The organism is Clostridium isatidis (genome assembly GCF_002285495.1).
GTDB lineage: Bacteria > Bacillota > Clostridia > Clostridiales > Clostridiaceae > Clostridium > Clostridium isatidis.
Window position 1 is genome coordinate 449,019 of sequence record NZ_CP016786.1, and the last position, 20,536, is coordinate 469,554.

General features: G+C 28.9%; 17 protein-coding genes. 14 read left to right on the forward strand and 3 right to left on the reverse strand.

Annotated features, from left to right (window positions below):
- The first annotated feature begins 177 nt into the window (after nt 1-177).
- Nucleotides 178-2,166, forward strand: a complete 1,989-nt coding sequence (ligA, locus tag BEN51_RS02210; RefSeq protein WP_207652808.1) for an NAD-dependent DNA ligase LigA — start codon at nt 178-180, stop codon at nt 2,164-2,166.
- 406 nt (nt 2,167-2,572) lie between these two features.
- Here the strand turns inward: ligA and BEN51_RS02220 are convergent, their stop codons facing one another.
- Nucleotides 2,573-3,661, reverse strand: a complete 1,089-nt coding sequence (locus tag BEN51_RS02220) for a PRK06851 family protein (RefSeq protein WP_119864472.1) — start codon at nt 3,659-3,661, stop codon at nt 2,573-2,575.
- 273 nt (nt 3,662-3,934) lie between these two features.
- Between BEN51_RS02220 and BEN51_RS02225 the strand changes: the two genes are divergently transcribed.
- The 5 genes from BEN51_RS02225 (at nt 3,935) to BEN51_RS02245 (ending at nt 9,395) form a co-directional block, all read left to right on the forward strand.
- Nucleotides 3,935-4,750: a transporter substrate-binding domain-containing protein gene (locus BEN51_RS02225; RefSeq protein WP_119864473.1), complete on the forward strand. Its 816-nt coding sequence runs from the start codon at nt 3,935-3,937 to the stop codon at nt 4,748-4,750.
- A gap of 300 nt (nt 4,751-5,050) precedes the next feature.
- Nucleotides 5,051-5,869, forward strand: a complete 819-nt coding sequence (locus BEN51_RS02230; protein ID WP_119864474.1) for a transporter substrate-binding domain-containing protein — start codon at nt 5,051-5,053, stop codon at nt 5,867-5,869.
- A gap of 256 nt (nt 5,870-6,125) precedes the next feature.
- A complete protein-coding gene (locus BEN51_RS02235; RefSeq protein WP_119866553.1) occupies nt 6,126-6,785 on the forward strand; it encodes an amino acid ABC transporter permease in 660 nt (219 codons plus the stop codon).
- Entirely contained in the window at nt 6,772-7,494 is a 723-nt protein-coding gene (locus tag BEN51_RS02240) for an amino acid ABC transporter ATP-binding protein (RefSeq protein ID WP_119864475.1), read from the forward strand. Before BEN51_RS02235 ends, BEN51_RS02240 begins: the two co-directional genes overlap by 14 nt.
- A gap of 191 nt (nt 7,495-7,685) precedes the next feature.
- Nucleotides 7,686-9,395: a methyl-accepting chemotaxis protein gene (locus tag BEN51_RS02245; RefSeq protein WP_119864476.1), complete on the forward strand. Its 1,710-nt coding sequence runs from the start codon at nt 7,686-7,688 to the stop codon at nt 9,393-9,395.
- Between the two features lie 414 nt (nt 9,396-9,809).
- Here the strand turns inward: BEN51_RS02245 and BEN51_RS14070 are convergent, their stop codons facing one another.
- Nucleotides 9,810-9,932, reverse strand: coding sequence for a hypothetical protein (locus tag BEN51_RS14070; RefSeq protein WP_257789687.1), 123 nt, complete (start codon nt 9,930-9,932; stop codon nt 9,810-9,812).
- Nucleotides 9,933-10,043: 111 nt separating this feature from the next.
- On the opposite strand from BEN51_RS14070, the gene BEN51_RS02250 reads away from it, so the two are divergent.
- From BEN51_RS02250 to BEN51_RS02280, 8 genes are all read left to right on the forward strand, one after another.
- A complete protein-coding gene (locus BEN51_RS02250) occupies nt 10,044-12,566 on the forward strand; it encodes a tetratricopeptide repeat protein (protein WP_119864477.1) in 2,523 nt (840 codons plus the stop codon).
- 188 nt (nt 12,567-12,754) lie between these two features.
- Entirely contained in the window at nt 12,755-13,072 is a 318-nt protein-coding gene (locus tag BEN51_RS02255; RefSeq protein WP_119864478.1) for a PTS lactose/cellobiose transporter subunit IIA, read from the forward strand.
- A gap of 13 nt (nt 13,073-13,085) precedes the next feature.
- A complete protein-coding gene (locus BEN51_RS02260) occupies nt 13,086-13,397 on the forward strand; it encodes a PTS sugar transporter subunit IIB (protein WP_119864479.1) in 312 nt (103 codons plus the stop codon).
- 49 nt (nt 13,398-13,446) lie between these two features.
- Nucleotides 13,447-14,721 (forward strand): PTS sugar transporter subunit IIC, encoded by a 1,275-nt coding sequence (locus BEN51_RS02265; protein ID WP_119864480.1) that lies wholly within the window; start codon nt 13,447-13,449, stop codon nt 14,719-14,721.
- 110 nt (nt 14,722-14,831) lie between these two features.
- Nucleotides 14,832-15,926 carry a DUF871 domain-containing protein gene (locus tag BEN51_RS02270; protein ID WP_119864481.1) on the forward strand — a complete coding sequence of 365 codons (1,095 nt, stop codon included), beginning with the start codon at nt 14,832-14,834 and terminating at the stop codon, nt 15,924-15,926.
- A 130-nt stretch (nt 15,927-16,056) separates the two neighbouring features.
- On the forward strand, nt 16,057-16,932 hold the full coding sequence (locus BEN51_RS02275; RefSeq protein WP_119864482.1) for a CAP domain-containing protein: 876 nt from the start codon (nt 16,057-16,059) through the stop codon (nt 16,930-16,932).
- Nucleotides 16,933-17,303: 371 nt separating this feature from the next.
- Nucleotides 17,304-17,474, forward strand: coding sequence for a hypothetical protein (locus tag BEN51_RS13740; protein WP_164704067.1), 171 nt, complete (start codon nt 17,304-17,306; stop codon nt 17,472-17,474).
- A gap of 235 nt (nt 17,475-17,709) precedes the next feature.
- The gene (locus BEN51_RS02280) at nt 17,710-18,774 is read left to right on the forward strand and encodes a hypothetical protein (RefSeq protein WP_119864483.1); all 1,065 of its coding nucleotides are present in this window, start codon (nt 17,710-17,712) and stop codon (nt 18,772-18,774) included.
- A gap of 268 nt (nt 18,775-19,042) precedes the next feature.
- On the opposite strand, the gene BEN51_RS02285 is transcribed toward BEN51_RS02280, so the two are convergent.
- Nucleotides 19,043-20,224 carry a cation diffusion facilitator family transporter gene (locus tag BEN51_RS02285; RefSeq protein WP_119864484.1) on the reverse strand — a complete coding sequence of 394 codons (1,182 nt, stop codon included), beginning with the start codon at nt 20,222-20,224 and terminating at the stop codon, nt 19,043-19,045.
- Nucleotides 20,225-20,536: the final 312 nt, after the last annotated feature.

Sequence of the window (20,536 nt, forward strand, 5' to 3'; positions counted from 1 at the left end):
GAGCAAAATTTTATAGTGCACAGTTTACAGGATAAAGTGTATAGTTAGGAAATAATTTAGTTCAGGCTGAATTATGAAAATATAATTTATAAAAACTAGACAGTAGTTTCAACCTTAACTGTGCATTATGAACTATGAACTTAAAAAGTGCTTTAGCACTTTTTATAAAGGGGGTTTATCATGGATAAGAAAAAGAGAATTGAAGAATTGGTAGAAGAACTTAATAGATATTCTTATGAGTATTATACTTTAGATAATCCATCAGTAACTGATAAGGAATATGATGAAAAGTATGATGAGTTAAGAAAGCTTGAAGAGGAAACAGGTTATGTTCTTCCTTATTCTCCTACTTTAAGAGTTGGAGATGGAATTTTAGAGGGCTTTAATAAATACAGCCATAAGGGAAGACTTTGGAGTTTAGATAAGGCACAAAGTATAGAAGCTTTAAGGGAATGGCATAACAAAAATCTTAAGTTCGTTAAGGAAATGAACGAAAGAGGAGAAAATCTGTCTCCTTTAAGATATGTTTTAACAAAGAAGTTTGATGGATTAACAATAAATTTAACTTATGATGAAACTGGAATTCTAATTAGTGCAGCCACAAGAGGAAATGGAGAAGTAGGAGAAGAAGTTACAGCACAAGTTAAGACAATTAAATCTATACCTTTAAAGATAAATTCAACTGATCTTTTTGAAGTTCATGGAGAAGCTATAATGACAACAGAAGCTTTTCAAAAATATAACGAAACAGCAGCTGTTCCTCTAAAAAACCTAAGAAATGGTGCTGCTGGAGCTTTAAGAAATTTAAATTTAAAGGAAACTGCAAAAAGAAATTTATCTGCCTTTTTCTATGATGTAGGCTACAAAGAGGGAGAACAATTTAAAAGTTATGAAGAAATGTTAAACTTTATAAAGGAAAAAGGCCTTCCTATAGATGATTATGTTAAGTACTGTACTAGCATAGAAGAAATAGAAAAGGAAATAAAATATATAGAAGATATAAGATTTGACTTAAATTACGATATAGATGGAGTAGTAATTGCAATAGATGATATAAGAACTAGAAATCTTATGGGATATACTATTAAATTCCCTAAATGGGCAATAGCTTACAAATTTGAAGCACAAGAAGCAACTACTAAACTGCTGGATGTTGAATGGAATGTTGGAAGAAGTGGAAGAGTTGGCCCAACAGCAATTTTAGAACCAGTTGAACTTGCAGGAGTTACAGTAAGGAGAGCGACTTTAAACAATATTGATGACATAAGAAGAAAAGGGGTAAGAATTGGAGCAGAGGTATTTGTTAGAAGATCAAATGATGTAATTCCTGAAATTATGGGAGTTTCAGAAGATTCTTTAGAGAATACGATAGAAATAAAAGTTCCAGAACATTGTCCGTCCTGTGGGGCAAAGCTTGTTCAAAATGGAGTTCATTATTTCTGTGAAAATACTTTATCCTGCAAGCCTCAAATGGTAAAATCTATAGTTCACTATGCTTCAAGGGATGCGATGAATATAGAAGGGTTTTCAGAAAAGACAGCAGAGCAGCTTTTTGAAAAACTAGATATAAGATCAATTGCAGAACTTTATAAATTAAAAAAAGAGGAGTTATTAACTCTTGAAAAGTTTGGTCCTAAGAAGGCAGATAATCTATTAAATGCAATAGAAAAAAGTAAGGATTGTGAATTGTTTAGATTTATATATGCTTTAGGAATACCAAATGTAGGAGTAAAAACAGCTAGAGATTTAGTTGAAAAATTTAAGTCTTTAGATGGCTTAAAAAATGCTAGTTTTGAAGAGCTTATAACAGTTCCAGATGTAGGTGGTATAGTAGCTAATTGCATAATTCAATTCTTTAAGGAAGAAAAAACCTTAGAAACAATAGATGAACTTCTAAGTCTTGGAGTTAATCCTAGATATGAAGAAAAAGAAATAGTAGAAAATAATTTCGCTGGAAAAACAGTTGTAGTAACTGGAACACTAAAGAATTATTCAAGAAATGAAATAAAAGAAAAACTTGTTAGTCTAGGGGCAAAGGTTTCAAGTAGTGTAAGTAAGAAAACAGATTATGTAATAGCTGGAGAAGAAGCGGGTTCAAAATTAGATAAGGCTATAGAGTTAGGAGTTAAGGTTGTAAGTGAAGAGGAATTTGAAGGACTTATATGAAGAAATCTTTAGCTTTATTGTAACTTCAGTAACAGTTATTACAAGTATAGCTATAGTTCTTACCTTCTTGACAACTTATAATTTTATTTTATTGCCAGCGTTCAGTACTTATTTTCCTCTTCAAATAAGCATTAGTATATGTATGTTATTGTGGGGAGTTAGATTTTATTTTAAAAAGATTGGGAGAAAAAAATATTTTTATTCTCTTGCTTTCTTATTAATTTCAATTGTTAGCTTAATATTTATGCTGATGTCAGTAAGATAAGAGTATTCATTTTTTACATTTTTATTACAAAAGTATTGTAGCAGAATAAAGAAGGAAGAATATAATATACTGTATTATTAAACCACTTCTTTATAAATTAGAAAAAGGGAAAAGATTGAAAAAATCTTTTCCCTTTTTGTTTTATTTTTCATACTTCTCAAATTTTTCTATGACTTCATTATAAATTTTATCTAAAATGCTAAAATCTATAGCTTTTACATAATAAGTTTCTAATTCAGCATGAACCTTGTGAGCTAAAGCAATAAGTTCTATAGCTTTATTTGTTAATTCATAGAAAATATTCTTATTATATTCTATTTCAGTCTTTAAAGTGGAAATAATAGAATTGTCACAGAAGTCTTCCATATTATAAACTTTTCCTTCAAAAGAACATTGGCTGATTTCATTTTCTGTTAAAATACAGGTTGAGATTTCAGGGATAAGGATATGTTCCAATCTAGTTGGAATAAATGGATCATGGAAGTATTCAACGAAGTAGCCTTTCCTTTGAGCAAGTTTGCCTATATCTTTTAATATAGTAGATTTACCAAAGCCAGGACCGCCTTTTAAAATATACTTTTTATTAAAGTTTTCTGTTAATCCTTTAGCATAAGTAATTACTCCGTTAGGTGTATAAGCTGTTGCAAATAAGTGCCTTTCATTACCATAACCAAACTTACTATTTCCGCTAAATATTTCAGAAATTAAGCTTTCAGTTATTGTAGAACTTTTACTTGGAATTAAAGCTTTTGAATTTAACCGGCTCCAGTCTTCATGGATAGATTTAGCAGAGGCTAAAAAGTTATAAGCTCTATTAAAATTGGTGCTTTTTATACTTTGGATTTCCATAATTTCTTTCTTATTTAAAGAAAGAGCTTCATTATCTAATGCTATTCCCATGTTGAGGATCTCATCAACAGCACCAGGATTTTTTGGATCAACCATATGAGGTTTTGTACCATCTAAAATAGCCAGTTTTAATTCCTTTATTACTATAGCGTCTAGAGACTTATCATCAGAAGAACAGTGGTGATATTCCAAAGAATAGCCCTTGTCTATAAAGACTTTAGCTACCTTTTTCATTAAAGTAGATTTTCCAGTACCAGGGCCGCCTTTCATACATAAAATCCTATTTGCTTCCTGTTGAGGTAATATATAATCATAAAAAGAATGAAAGCCTTTAGAAGTATTACCTCCTGGGAAAAGATGTCTTTCTTTTTTGTATTTCAAATTTATCACTCCTAAGTATTAATCATTAATAAAAACTACTAATAATATATGTTTCTAGATAAAAATTGAAACTATAAATTTGTTTGTATAATTATTAGTTAATAATAAAATACAAAACAAAAATACTAGTATAGGGATTATAAATATACATTGAAATATGAGAGGAGATAAGGAAAATTAATAAAAAAATAAAGAAATTTATAAAAAATACTTGCATAATTATAATATATATGTGTATAATTATACCAACAAATAAATTTTGGGGGGACAAATATGAAAAAAGGTATAATAAAAAGTGCATTAGCAATAGCAATGGCAGGAGTAATTAGCTTTGGCTTAATAGGATGTGGAGCTAAAGCAGAAGGAGATAAATTTGATGAGATTAAGGAAAAAGGAAAAATAGTAGTAGGTCTTAATGCGGGATATGCACCATTTGAATTTCATATGATGGAAAATGGTGAAGATAAGATAGTCGGCTTCGATATCAGCATAGCAGAAGAAATTGCAAAGGACCTAGAGGTAGAACTTGAAATTAAAGATATGAAGTTCGATTCCTTATTATCAGCTCTTACAACTGATAAGATAGACTTAATAATATCTGGTATGACTCCAACTGAAGAAAGAAAGAAATCAGTAGATTTTTCTGATATCTATTATGTAGCAGGACAGGCAATGCTGGTAAGAGCTGAAGATGCTCAAAAATATAATAGTTTTGAAGCTTTAAAGGGGCAAAAAGTTGGTGCACAATTAGGCTCAATCCAAGCAGATATAGTAGCAGAAAATATTGAAGATGCAGATATTCAATTATTAAATGATGTTAATGATTTAATTTTAAGTCTAAAATCAAAAAAGATAGAAGCTTTAGTTGTAGAAGAAGTAGTTGCTGATATGGCTGTTGAAAATAATCCTGAATTAGCTAAGTCAGATTATAAGATAGATTTTTCTGATGAGGGAGTAGCTATAGCTGTAAAGAAGAATTCTCCAAAACTATTGGAAGAAGTTAATTCAACAATTAAAAAATTACAAGATGAGGGACTTATAGATCAATTTATGAAAGATGCTAATAAATTAGCAGCAACTCTTAATTAATAAAGATAAAGATGATATATAAAGGGGCTGTCATAAACAGCCTCTATTTTTTTGAATTAAATAGTTTATAAAGGACAAAATATGCTTATAAAACAAAGTATAATAAAAGAAAATTTTTGAGCTAAAAAACTAGTGAAAATGCATAAAAATATATTTATGCATAAAATTATGCATAAGATCGTGCGTAAAATTTAGAAAATCAATAAATTATGCAAAAATATAAAAAATACTTGCATAATTATAAATTCGGATGTATAATCAATATATTAATTTTAGGAAAATATTTAAGGGGGAAAAATAATGAAAAATAGTTATATAAAGAAGATATTAGCAACAGCTATGGCAGGACTAATGAGCTTTGCTCTAATAGGATGTGGTGCTAAAGCTGAAGGCGATAAACTAGATGAAATTAAAGAAAGGGGAACTTTAGTTGTAGGACTAAGTGCAGATTACGCACCATATGAGTTTCACATAATGGAAAATGGAGAAGATAAAATAGTAGGTTTTGATGTAGATATAGCTAAAGAAATTGCAAAGGATCTTGGAGTAGAACTTGAAATAAAGGATATGAAGTTTGATACTTTAATATCTGCTCTACCAAACAATAAAGTTGATTTAGTTATATCAGGTATGAGTCCAGATGAAGAAAGAAAGAAGGCTGTAGATTTTTCAGATATCTACTATACAGCAGAACATGGAGCAATAGTAAGAGCTAAGGATGTTGAAAAATATAAATCTTTTGCAGATTTAAATGGAAAGAAAGTAGGAGCTCAAATGGGTTCAATACAAGCAGATTTAGCTACTGAAACTATTGAAAATGTTGAAATGCAATTACTATCAAATGTTAATGACTTAGTTGTTTCTTTAAAAGGTGAAAAAATTGAAGCTTTAGTTTGTGAGTTACCAGTTGCAGAAATGATAGTTAAAAATAATCCTGAATTAGCTATTATTAATGAAACTATAAAAGATGAAGCAGGCGGTTCTGCAATTGCTTTAAAGAAAAACTCACCAAAGTTATTAGAAGAAGTGAATAAAACAATTAAGAGAATACAAGATGAAGGTCTTTTAGATCAATTTATAGTAGATGCAAACAAATTAGCTGAAAGCATTAGTGAGTAATATTTTGCTTGCAAAAAAATTATAATTCACAATGCATAGTTCACAATGGACAATTAGGGATATAATTTAGCTTAAGCTGAATTATAAAAACTTCTGAGTTTAATCCTAAATTGTCCATTGTCCTTTGTTAAATATAAATTCCAAAAATTGCTTTATAATATTTTAGAAACTAGATAGTAGTTTAATGCTAAATTGTGCATTGTACATTTTGAATTAAATTAGCGAGGTGGAAAATTTGAATTTAGATTTTAGTTTTATGGCAGATAGTATGCCCTATTTTATAAATGGTATTAAGTGGACAATCCTTATGTCATTTATATCAGTATTTTTTGGTGTTCTTTTTGGTGCATTATTATGCTTTATGAAGAGATCAAACTTACGTATATGGAAGATATATATTTTTAGAGTAATTGCAACTGCTTATATAGAAATAATAAGGGGAACTCCTATGCTTCTTCAAGTTATGATTGCTTATGTTGCTTTTGACCAGCTTTTAGGAATAAATGTAGAAGCTTTAACAGCTGGAATAATTGCAGTGTCTTTAAATTCAGCGGCTTATGTTTCAGAAATAATAAGAGGTGGAATAGATGCTGTAGATAAGGGACAATTAGAAGCAGCAAGAAGTTTAGGAATGACTCAAGTTAAGGCTATGAGATTAATAATAATTCCTCAAGCTGTAAAAAATATTCTTCCAGCTATAGGTAATGAATTTGTTACTGTAATAAAGGAATCTTCAATTGCTTCTTCCATAGGAGTTGGAGAGCTTATGTATGCAGCTAATGTTGTAAGAGGAAATACTTATAGAGGTTTAGAACCATTAATAATAGCAGCTGCCTTCTATTTTGTGATAACATTTAGTTTAGGCAGATTATTAAATTGGGTAGAAAGGAGAATGAAGGTAAGTGATTCACGTTAATGATTTACACAAATATTTTGGTGAAAATGAAGTTTTAAAAGGAATTAATGAAGAAATTAAACAAGGTGAAGTTGTAGTTGTAATTGGACCTTCAGGCTCAGGAAAAAGTACCTTTTTAAGATGCCTAAATTTATTAGAAGAACCTACAAAGGGACACATTCTTTTTAAAGGACAAGATATTACCGATAAAAAGACAGATATAAATAAAGTAAGAGAAAAAATGGGAATGGTTTTTCAACAATTTAACTTATTCCCACATAAAACTGTATTAGAAAACATAACTATTGCACCAATTACAGTAAAAGGAGTTTCAAAAGAAAAAGCTGAAGAAAAGGCTAAAGAGTTATTAAATAAGGTTGGACTTTTAGATAAGGCAAATGCTTATCCTGCTTCCTTGTCAGGGGGACAAAAGCAAAGAATTGCTATAGCAAGAGCTTTAGCTATGGAACCAGAAGTTTTATTATTTGACGAACCAACATCAGCTCTAGATCCAGAAATGGTTGGAGAGGTTTTAAATGTTATGAAGGACTTAGCAAAAGAAGGAATGACTATGGTAGTAGTTACTCACGAAATGGGCTTTGCTAGAGAAGTTGGGGATAGAATAATATTTATGGATGGAGGAAATATAGTAGAACAAGGAACTCCAGAAGAAATATTTGGAAATCCAAAACATCAAAGAACAATAGATTTTTTATCAAAAGTTCTTTAGAGCTTAGTAATAAAAGTTTAGCTTAAAAATATAGAACCACCAGTTTATCTGGTGGTTTTTTGTTTTGGTATATATTGTTATAGAATAATGTCGAAAAATATATTATTCTATTATATATGTTTAATTTTATTTTAAATTTTATTTGAATTTCAAAAGCCTTTGGAATTTATAAAAATGAGGGGAAGTATGTTATGTTTAATAAATTAAAAGTAAAAACTAGAATAATTCTTCAATCAGTAGTAACAATTTCTTTAATTATTTTTATTTTAGCTCAATCAGTTTCTTCACTTTTAAAGGTCGATAAGTCATTAAATAATTTATATGAAAATAATTTAAAAGCAAAGGAGTATATTGAAGAATATAGAATTCAAAATCTTGATGTATCAAATGGAATTTATTATATAATTTTAAATTCAGATGATAAACAAGCTCAATTAACTAGAGTAGAAGAAATAAGAGGTTTAATGAAAGCTGCTGATGAAAATTTTGAAAAATTAAAGAATGTACCATTAGATCAAAAGGCAACACAACTTTTATCAAATATTGAAAAAAATCTAGATGAATTTATAAAGGAAAGAGATGAAGTTATTGATATAGCCTTAAAAGGAAATATGAAAGAAGCGTATAATTCTTATTATGCACTAAAAGATTTGTCTGAATCTTATCAACAAGCAATGAAAGAACTAACAGCTTACATAAGTGAAGAGGCTAAAGAAAATAATGATGCTACTAATACTTATATAAACAATATAATAATAAATTTTGTAGTATTATCTGTTTTATCTATATCTATTTCATTATTTATAAATATTAAACTTAGAAAATCAATTATGCTTCCCCTTATAGAAATTAAAAAATTTGCAAATAGAATGAAGAATTCAGATTTTTCTGAGGAGATAAAGATAAAATCAAAGGATGAATTCTTAGAAGTGGCAAATGCTATAAATGAAGGACAAAAAAGTATTGCAAATTTAATAGCTGCTGTTGTTAATTCATCAGAAAACTTGGCTTCTACAAGTGAGGAATTATCAGCTATAGTTGAAGAGGTTACCGCTCAAATAGAAGAAATAAATACCTCAACAGACATAATAGTAGCTTCAACTGTACAAACAGGAGAAAGTGCTCAAGAAATCACGGCTTCAACAGAAGAAGTTGATGTTAGTATTCAAACTTTATCAGCTAATGCTTTAGAAGGAAGTGAAAAATCATATAAAATCAAAGAAGCTGCAACAGCTGTTAAAAAGCAAGGAGAAGTTTCTATTAAAAATACTAATTTAGTATATCAGGCTAGGGAAAATGGAATAATTTCTGCTTTAAATAAGGCTGAAGTAGTAAAAGAAATTAAGGTTATGGCTGAAATGATTTCGGCTATTGCAGAACAAACGAATCTTTTAGCTTTAAATGCAGCAATAGAAGCAGCAAGAGCTGGGGAACAGGGTAAAGGCTTTGCTGTAGTAGCAGATGAAGTTAGGAAACTCGCTGAAGAATCTTCTAAGGCGGTACTTAAGATACAAGAAACTACTAATGAAGTTATAAATGCCTTTGAAGAAGTTAAGGAAAATAGTAAATCAGTTTTAGAATTTATTTCCAATGATATTAAACCAGAATTTATAAGATTAATATCTGTTGGAGAATCTTATCTTAAAGATTCAGAATTTATGGCAAAGATGTCTGAAGGAATAGCAGCAATGTCAGAAGAAATTGCAGCAACAATGCAAGAGGTTACTAAGTTAGTTGAAAGAATGATGAATAATGCTATTGCATCAAGTAATAGCTCTGAAACTATTAAAGGAGCTATTTCAGAAGCAACAATCGGTATAGAAGAAGTATCTAAATCAGCAATGGTACAAGCAGAAAAAGCAAATGAATTAAACAAAATGATTAAAAACTTTAAAATTTAATATTAATTTCAAGTTAAAATAGCTAGCATGCAAGGAGTTTTTCTTAAACTATAAAGCATACTAGCTATTCTTAATTTTTTAGCATTAGTGCAGCTTTAATAAAGATTGCGAAGCAATCTTTATTAGTGTGCAGTGTACAGTTTACAGTGTACAGTTTAGGAAATAATTCAGCTTAAGCTGAATTATAATATTTATAATCTCTAAAAGAGCTTATAGAAATATAATTTTAGAAACTACGCAGTAGTTTCTTCCTTAACTGTTAACTGCACCTTATAAACTGTAAACTAAAAGATTGCTTCGAAATCTTTATTTAACATGATTAAAATTAATTTTCTAATATCCCACTCCAAACTCCAAACTATCCCCCACTCCACACTGTTTTCACTCGAGCTCCACACTAATAACTACTAATTACTAACTCTCTCCAAACTCCACACTACTAACTCCTAACTGTCTCTCTCCACACTCCAAACTCCACACTTCTAACTCCACACTCCACACTCCTAACTGTCTTTCACTCCACACTTCCCACTCCACACTTCTAACTCCTAACTAACTGTCTCCCCCTCTTAACTGAAATAGGTTCTATAAGTATTTTTCTACAAATAAAATATTAGTAAGAATTTAAAGTTAAATCTTGGGGGAAAAATGAAAAATAGAAACTGCTTTGATTTTTTAAAGTTAGAATTTAGGGATTTATATCATGCAATAACTAATTTACTCAAGGAGGATAAAATTGAACTAATACCTGAAAAAATATTCAAGATAATTAGTGAGATTGTAATTATCATCCATTTAAAAAATAATCTATTTTATAATAGTGAAAATACATTAATTAAAAATATTGAGTATCTTTCAAGAAAAGAAATACTGCCTTATTCTCTTATGAAATATTTAGTTAAATACATTGAAGATATTGAACTTATAAATATTTATTTAATTAATGAAAAAATAAATGAAGAAAACATAAGGATTAAGCTAAAAGATCTAAAGGTTATATATGAAATGTCAGTATGGATGGCAATAAATTGTGGTGAAGAAAAATACAACTTATTTTATGATAAGCTTTCTCCAGAAGAAAAGAAGATATTTAGTAAATATTTAAAAGAAGAATCTTATCAAATAGATAATCAGTATGAAATTGAAGAGTTAGAGGAGCTTAATAAGAGGGAGGAAGATGATGAACTTTTATATGATGAAGATTTATTGGCAGGAGAGCTTTATTATATAGGAAAAACAGTAGAGCAGGATTATTATAAGGCAAGGGAATATTTTAAAAAATCTGCCAATAAGGGTAACCAGTATGCTCAAAGCTATTTAGCTTTGTTTTATGAAAAGGGTTATGGGGGAGAAAAGGATATTGATAAAGCCCTATACTGGTATAAAAAATCTGCCCTTCAGGGTAACGCTTTTGCTCAATATTCTTTAGGATATATTTATTTTACAGGAATTGAAGTAGAAAAGAATTTAGAATTTTCTTTTAAATGGTATAAGGAAGCAGCAGAGAATGGATTTCCTCCAGCTCAATATGCTTTATCTTATTTATACAAAAATGGACATGGATGTGAAAAAAGTATTTTTAAAGCTTATTACTGGTTAGAAACATCTGCAGAAAATGATTTTGAAGATGCTTTTTATATTATAGGACAATCATATTTAGATGGAATGTATGTTGATAAAGATTATAAAAAAGCCTTTTTTTATTTATCAAAAGGGGCAGAAATAAATGATATTAATTGTTTAGAAGCTCTTGGAGACATGTATTTAGAAGGACTTGAAGTAGAAAAAGATAGAGAGCGAGCTTTATCTTATTATTTAAAAAGCTGCGAGGAAGGTAATATTAAGACCTATTTCAAAATAGGAAAGCTTTATGAGGAAGATAAAAACTATGAAATGGCATTGTTATATTACTTAAAAGGACATAATAATGGAGACTTAAAAGCAACTCAAAGATTAGGAATTATGTATTATAATGGTGAAGGCGTAAAGAAGGATGATGATAAAGCTATAGAATATATGAAAAAGGCAATATTAGATAAAGATCCCCATTCCTTATATTTAATGGGAGTTATTTATTTAGAGAAAGATAGGGATAGGGGGTTATATTATCTTAGAAGGGCCTATAAGAGAGGATCCCAATATGCAGCAGAAGTACTTGCAAGTGAATACTTTATTGATATTTTAAATAAAAAGAAAATTGATGAAAAGGAATTAATAGAATATATAAATTATGCAGCAGATAAGGGGCTTGAGGATGCTGTTTATTATAAGGGACTTGCTTATATTTATGGAATTGGAGTTGAAAAGGATGAAGAGGAGGCTTTTAAATTATTTATAGAGGCTGCAGAAAAGGGTTCTGAAAAGGCAATGCTCAAACTTGGAAGTTGTTATCTTCATGGAATTTATGTAAAACAAAATATAACTAATGCAATAAAATGGTATAAGAAGGCGGTAAAAGAAAATAACCTAGAAGCCTATTTAAATTTAATAGATGTTTATGAAAAGGGAATTGGAATAGATAAAGATTATGATAGTGCTTTAAATCTTGCACTTGAATTAAGGCAAATAAATAAGGCAGAGGGAACTGAAAAATTAATTTATTATAATGTAAAAGGCATCGGAGTAGAAAAGTCTTATGAAAAAGCAGAGAAATATATAGAAGAGTTATTTTTAATTGATGAAGGGAAAACTTTTAATATTCTTGGAGAATTAGCTGAAGAAAATTTGTTAAACAAAAGTAAAGAAGATGTAATTAAGTATTACTTAGAGGCGATATCAAGAGGAAATAATACTGCTTATGATAATTTAGTTTACTATTTATATAAGAATAAAATATATGATAAAGAATCACAAAATGAAATATGTTCTCAGAAGGATATAGATTATAAATATATAGAAGAAAAAATAAATGAATATAAAAACAAGTATAACTTTGTTGAAATGAAAAAAGTTACTTTTATAGAAGGAGTTAAAAATATTGAGGAAGGCAGATTAAATTCAGATAATGAAAAAGTAGAAACAGGTATAAAGGATATAATAAAAAGCATTCAGTTAGGTTTCTATGAAGGAATAAAGTATTTAGTAAGTTTTTATGAAGAGGAAGTAAAAACAAAAGATAACTTATTGAAGTTATATGAATATAAGAAGTATATGGAATTTTATGGAATTTAACTAACTAATTAAAAATCTCTAGTATAAAGAATTTATGCTAGAGAATTTTTTTGATTTCAAATAAAATATTATTTCAAAAAAAATATAAAAAAATGAAATAAAACAATTCGAAGCGGAATATAAATTATAATAGGTATTTCTTAAAGATGAATTTAATTAAATGACAAAATAGCATGGAGGTTTTAGTCATGATAGAAAACATGGAAATAATCATATTTGAAATAATCAGTCAAGCTGGAATGGCAAAGGGATTAGCTTATAAGGCTTTAGAGGAAGCAGAAAAGAGTGATTTTAAAAAAGCTGATCAATTATTAAAGGAAGCAGATTCCTATTTGACTGAAGCGCATAAAATACAAACTGATATAATTCAGGCTGAAGCTAGTGGTGAAAGGACAGAGCTTTCTTTATTATTTGTACATGCTCAAGACCATATTATGACGGCTATAGAAGCAAGAACCTTAATAGAGCACATGATAAGAATGTATAAAAAGATGGCAGAAAAATAAGGAGGTATTTTTTATGAAAGTATTATTTGTTTGTTCACAGGGTATGTCTAGTGCCATAGCAGTTAATGCCCTTAAGAAGGAGGCAGAAAAGAAAGGAATATCAATTGAAGTAAAGGCAGTAAGTACACAAGAATTTGAAGAAGAAGTAAAGAAGGGCTATGATGTGGCAATGGTTGCACCTCAGGTAAGACATCGTTTCGATTACTTAAAGGAATATGCTGATACAGAAAATGTTCCTTGTGCATTAATTCAGCCTCAATCCTATAGTCCATTAGGAGGAGCAAAGCTACTAAAGCAAGTTACAGATTTAATTAATAAGTCTTAAACTTGTAAAATTACAAGTTAAAATATTTTATATTAAGGGGGGATTTCCTGTGAATAAGTTTGCGGAATTTTTAGACCAAAAATTATCAACTCCAATGGCTAAGATGGCAGAACAACGCCATTTACGTGCTGTTAGAGACGGAATTATAGCTACTTTGCCGCTTATTATTGTTGGATCATTATTCATCTTAATTGGTATTCCGCCACTGCCAGATGAATGGGCTATTACTCAATTTTTAAAGGCAAATAACAGTGTTTCAATGTTGCCTTATCGTGTGACAATGTATATTATGACTCTTTATGCCTGCTGGGGAATAGGATATAGTTTAGCTAAATCCTATAAGCTGGATGGAGTTACTGGAGGAACTCTTTCAGCAATGGCCTTCCTTTTAACCATAGTTCCACAAGCAATCGACGGAGTAGGTTTTGTACTCCCTATGGCAAACCTTGGCGGAGGTGGAATGTTTGTAGGTATTGTAATGTCCATCTTTGCTGTTGAAGTATTAAGATTTACAACGGTTAAGAATTTTAGAATTAGAATGCCTGAACAAGTTCCACCATCAGTAGCAAGGTCCTTTGAAGCTTTAACACCAACAGCAATTATAGTGCTTATTGTAGGTAGTTTAACTTATTTTGCTAAGTTTGACTGGCACTCATTTATAGGTAAAATTGTTAGCCCATTATTATCAGCAGCTGATACTTTGCCAAGTGTTTGGCTATTAATAATATTGATTACTTTCTTCTGGTCCTTTGGTATTCATGGAGTATCAATTGTTGGATCAGTTGCCAGACCATTATGGTTACAATTATTAGATCAAAATACAGCTGCAGCAGCTTCAGGAGTTGCATCAACTGAATTACCTGCAATAGCAGCAGAACCTTTCTTCCAATGGTTTATATGGATAGGGGGATCAGGATGTACTATAGGTTTAGTAATAGTATTAGCTTTATTTGCTAAGTCCAGCTATGGTAAGCAATTAGGAAGGGCAGCCTTAGTACCAGGTATATTTAATATTAATGAACCAATTATATTTGGTGCACCTATAGTTTTAAACCCAACTTTAATAATTCCATTTATTTTATCACCATTAGTTACAGGAACTATTGCCTGGATAGCTACAAGTTTAGGCCTAGTTGGCAGAGTTACAGTAACGGCACCTTGGACCTTGCCAGGACCTATAGGAGCATATTTAGCGACTGGTGGAGATTGGAGAGCAGCAGTATTAAATATAATCTGCATAATTGTTTCAATAGTCATTTATTATCCATTTGCTATGATATATGATAAGAAACTATTGATAGAAGAAAAAGGGGAAATTATTTAAATATATAAAATTAAAGAAATAATATAGGGGCTGTCTTTAAGCCCCTATATTTATGTGGTAATATAAGAAAAGAATAATAAATAATTAAAAAATAAAGAAGAGGTGTAATTATGGGAAAACTAGGAATATCAATATATCCAGAAAAGAGCAGTGAAGAAAGAATATTAAATTATATAGATAGTGCAAGCAAATATGGCTTTAGTAGAATTTTTTCTTGTCTACTTTCTGTAAAGGATACCAAAGAAAATATAAAGAGGGATTTCAAAAAAATAAATGACTATGCAAAATCAAAGGGCTTTGAAATTATTTTAGATGTAAGTCCTAAAGTATTTAGTGATTTAGGCATAAGTTATAATGACTTAAGTTTCTTTAAAGAAGTAGGGGCAGACGGCTTAAGATTAGATGTAGGATTTACAGGTTCAGAAGAAGCCTTAATGACCTATAATGATCAAGGTCTTAAAATTGAAATTAATATGAGTAATAATACTCATTACATAGATACTATAATGGATTTTATGCCAAATAAGGATAATTTAATAGCTTGTCATAATTTTTATCCTCATAGATACAGCGGCTTAAATTTTAATCATTTTATGGAATGTACAAAAAATTTTACTAAGTATGGCTTAAGAACTGCAGCCTTTATTACAAGCCAAAATAAGGATACTTTTGGACCATGGCCTGTAACAGATGGACTTCCAACTTTAGAATTACATCGTAATTTACCAATAGAAGTACAGGCAAAACATTTTATAGCCCTAGGAAATATTAACGATATAATAATATCTAATTGTTATCCTACTGAAGAGGAACTAAGAAAATTAGGGTCAATGAGAAAAGATATGGTAACCTTTGATATTGAAATTGTAGAAGGAACTCCTGAAGTTGAAAGAAAAATACTGCTTGAAGAAAAACATTATAATAGGGGAGATGTTTCAGATAACATGATAAGATCAACCCAAAGCCGTGTTAAATATAGCGGTTATGAATTCAAACTATTTAATGCACCAGAAATAATAAGAAAAGGTGATGTTATAATAGAAAGCAGCGAATATGGACATTATGCAGGGGAAGTGCAAATAGCTTTAAGGGATATGAAAAACAGTGGAAAATCTAATGTTGTGGCTCGTATTAAGGAAGAAGAAATATTTATCTTAGATTATATTAAGCCATGGCAAAAATTTAATTTTAATTCAATAAAATAAGATAGTTACTATATTTTCTAAGGCTAGTATATTATTCATCAATTAGAAGGAAGCCCATATTGGGCTTATCCCCTATCTGTGTTAATATAAACTCCAACAGATGATTAATATCTGAGGAGGAAATAAACATATGATTAAATCAAAAATTTTAGCATTATTTTTATCAGGATGTTTAATTACAGGTATAGGAATTGGAAACTACCTAAAAAAATCTGAAAATATAAATATAACAGATGCGTCAAAAAATAAAGATAGCACAGTTGAAAATATAAAAAACAATAATGAAAATTCATCAAAAAAAGATGAAAAAGCAGATGATAATAAAATAAAAAAAGAAGCGGAAAAAGATAATAAAGAAAATATTATTGAAAAAAATAGTTTCAATGAAAATGAAACAAACACGTATGCTTCAGTAAACACAAATGATAAAAATAATGTTTCTACAAATAATAGTAACAATGGGACAAGCAATGAAGCCCCAAAAGAAACTAAAAAAGAGGCACCAATAGTTGTTGAAGAAAATAATACTGAAGCTGTAGAGAGCCAAGTTCCAGCCCCTTCACCTTCAAAGGAAACTAACACTAAGCCAGAAGCTTCAAATAGTTTTATAGCAGAAATTGAACAAGCTATTTTTGCAAGGGTTAATCAAGAAAGAGCAGCAGCAGGGCTTCCAGCTTTAAGTTATAATAATACAATGGAACATTATGCAAGAATAAAGTCACAAGATATGGGTGATAGAGGATACTTTAACCACACTAATCCAGAAGGGCAATTAATCACTGCTCAGATGCAGGCTGATGGAGTATCTTATAGAGCCTGGGGTGAAAATATAGCATATATTTCAGGAATGTCAGGTAACTCTCAATTAGCAACAAAATTTATGGACAACTGGATGAACTCATCAGGCCATAGAGCAAATATCTTATCTAAAAACTTTACAAGCATAGGAGTTGGGGTCTATAAAATAGGCAATACTTACTATGCAACACAAGAGTTTTATAAATAGTTTAGTAAAATTCAGTTAGGAGTTAGGAGTTAGTAGTGTGGAGTGGAATTCAGTTAGTAGTTTGGAGTTTGGAGTTGAATTTTTTATAGAGATTCAAGGAGTTTAAAAAATAGCTGTAATTTCGTAATCAGAATTACGAAATTACAGCTATTTCTATTTATTTACTTGTGCTAACAAAAAGTATTGAAATTTTTAAAATTTCAATGCTTATAAATGGCATAAAATCGTTATTTTTTATTTTTTCGCAAAAACATGATTTAGCGAAATTATATATAAATCATATTAAAAATTCATTATTATTTCTATAATAATTTTTGACTTTGATGATACAATTATAGTTAATAATATTTGTTTTAGATGGGGGTAAATATATGAAATTTATTTTATATTTTGTATGCATTATATTAGTTGTATCATCATTAATTTTTCCGTTTATGCATTCAGAAATTGCAATAGTAATTTCTCCAGTTATTATAGGAGAATTGGGAATTATAGTTGGATTATATAAGTTGATAAAAGTTATTGAAAATAAAAATAAATAATTTTTTAAAATATTTAATCATTTAAATATTAATTATTAATTCTGACATGAAAAAATTAAGAAATATTATTATAGAAAGTATTTTAAAATAGTTTTCTTCTTTTATTTACTTTTATCTCAGAATATAAATTTATTAGCAGAGACTTGTTATAAAGAAAAATAAAGCTTACAATATAAATGGAATAATTACAAAAATATGTAAAGAGGGCGATAGTATAAAAAGCTTTGTAGGAGTATTGTTAATAGGTTTCTTTCTAATATTTTTAACAGGATGTGTTAAAGAAAATAATAGTAATGTTAGTAATCCCAAAAAAGAGATATATGTTTCTAATTATACATTTGAAACAAGAACTTCTGAAGTCCTTGTATTAGATGAAAACTTAAATTTAGTAAAAGCTTTAAAACCAAAAGGAGGCATGTATCTATATAGTGATGATACTGAGGGGTTAATTTATTCATATGGTTCAGATAGAACTATTGCAAAAATTAATGCAAAAAATAAAAAAGTAGAAAATGTAAATTTAAATGAAGGTGTTATAAAAAAAATAGAACTCGTAAATAATTCTACATGGGCAGTAGATGGTGGATATTTTTACGGTGATAATATGTATAAATTTAATATTATTAATTTAAATACTAATGAAAAATATGATTATGATGGATTACCTATGTATTTTTCACATAAGGATAATTATATTTATATTGTAATTTATACCATTGATAAACCATCTGTAGAATTATTAGTTTTTAATACCGATAATGGATTACATGAGAGATATAAAGTAAAAGATATAGATAAGGGAATAAATAGTACAAGCTTTAAAATGTTAGCATTGGGAAATTATATTTTGTTAATTGATGAATTCAATTTTGATTTATATAAAATAAGCTATAATAGTTTAGATATTGTTGAGAAAGTGGGTAATTTAGCAGATTATAATATTCCTATAGCAAGCAAGCAGAATATGCCTATTCAAATGTACGAATTTGATGTACCATTAGATGAAGAAAATTTACTAATAGGAATTAATGATGGTAATGGTGTAAAATTATTAAAAATAAACATTATTGATAATAAAATTGAGGAGCTTCTTAAAGGTGAAGGTAATAATTTTGTTTATGTTTCTAAACCTGCTGTAGATGGAGATTATATTTATATATCTTTTATAAAGGCTGGAGATATATCTACAATATCAAAATATAATTGGAAAACTGGTGAATTAATAAATAAGGCTGATTTAGGCAGCTATTTTAATAAAAAATCTCAAATAGGAAATATAACAATGTATAAAGGGAAGTAAAAATTTAATAAGTATGTATTTAGGATAATTAAATCAAATAAAAAAGGCAATTTCACAATTTTATTGAGAAACTGCCTTTTATTTATTTAATAATTCAACCAAGCTGAATCATTTCCTTAACTCCACACTTTAAACTCCAAACTCCAAACTCCACACTCCACACTCCAAACTTCTAACTCCAAACTCCAAACTCCAAACTGTATCTTACTCCACACTCCAAACTTCTAACTGAATTTCACTCCTAACTGTATCTCACTCCACACTGCTCTTATCCCATATAGTCAAAATCTACGGTAATTATACAGTTATATTGAGGATGTTCTTTTCTTATATCTTTTTTAATATTTTCTACTAAATTATCTATGTCCTTTTTATTTCCTGCTTTTGCACTATTTAATACTATATCAAAAATTAGATTTTTCTTTTCTTTTTCACCAACTATTCTAAAGTCGTGCATTGATTCTATTTGCTCGTATTTTCTTAAAACTGAGGCTATATAATTCCAAGTTTCTTGAATTTCTTCTGTCATAACACAGATAGGGTCCATATGAATTACTAAATGTATATTTAAATCTTTAGAAATTTCCCTTTCTGCAGTATCAATTATATTATGAATTTCCATTATATTAATATCAGAAGGAATTTCAGCATGAACAGAAGCTATTATTCTGCCTGGACCATAGTTGTGAACAATTAAATCATGAACTCCTGTTACATTAGGATATTTTAAAAGTCTTTCATATATTTCGTTTACTAGTTCAGGATCTGGAGCTTCTCCAAGGAGGGGATTTAAGGTTTCTTTAACTAGAGAAAATCCAGCATATAATATGGCTAAAGCTACAAGCATACCGATATAGCCATCAATAGGGAAAGTGGTAAATTTTGCACTTAAAAAAGATATTACAACAGTACTGGAAGTAAAAACATCACCTAAGGCATCAGCAGCAGAAGCCTTTAAAGCTCCCGAATCTATTTTGTTACCAATAAATTTATTAAAGCGAGATAGCCAATATTTAAAGCCTATTGAAATAAGAAGAAGAATAAAAGGTACCATTTCAAACTTAACTTCTGTTGGATTCATAATTCTTTCAAAGGAAGATTTTACGAATTGTATACCAACTAACATTACCAAAAATGCAACTAATAAGGCAGATAAATATTCAATTCTTCCATGACCAAAAGGATGCTCAGCATCAGCTGGCTTGTCTGCCATTTTAAAACCAATTATGGTAATTATTGAAGAGGCAGCATCAGATAAATTATTAAAAGCATCAGCTGATATAGCAATAGAACCAACAAATAGTCCTACAAAAAACTTTATTAAAAATAAAATTATATTTATAACTATCCCTACAATTCCGCCTAATGTTCCATAAGCTTTTCTTACCTTTGAATCCTTTATATCTTCACTATTTTTTATAAAAGACTTAACCAAAAAATTAGAAATCATTTAATCACCTCTATTTAAAAGTATTTTTCCAAATAAAAAATGTTAATATTCCATAAAAAAATTTCCTGAATTTCATCAATAATTATATAAATTTTGGTATTAAATCTATTATAAGAGAAAAAACTATTATTTCAAATAGTAAACTGTGAATATAAAAACTTCGATTATAAATATGTTTGATATATACTTATTTCACATATTTATTTATTTTAGCTAAGTTATATTTACAGTTTTTAATTCATAATTGAATTTTAATAAAAGAGGAACTATTTAATAATTGATTTACATTAAATGTGATATAATAAAAATAAT